The 216-nt window shown below is 71.3% G+C and carries 1 pseudogene; it reads right to left on the reverse strand.

Features of this window, described 5'->3' with window-relative positions:
• Positions 1 to 216 (reverse strand): annotated as a pseudogene (locus tag BN358_RS26300) (serine hydrolase); the annotation flags it as partial.

The raw sequence follows: 216 nt of genomic DNA on the forward strand, positions 1-216 counted from the left end.
ACCTCGGTGCCGAGCCGCGCCCAGGTCTCGTCGTCCTGGTCGTCGGACTGCAGCAACCGGAACGACCCTCCGGCTGCGCTCTCGAAGTCGTCGTGCACCACCACGCTCCCGGACGCAGCCGGCAGGCCGGCCGAACGGTCTGAGAGCAGCGCGCACAGCACCGCCGACTTGACCGTGCTGGCGGCGTAGTGGGGCAGGTCGGGATCACGGGTCACC

Origin of the sequence: Sedimentibacter sp. B4 (assembly GCF_000309315.1) — a bacterium.
Lineage (GTDB): Bacteria > Bacillota > Clostridia > Tissierellales > Sedimentibacteraceae > Sedimentibacter > Sedimentibacter saalensis.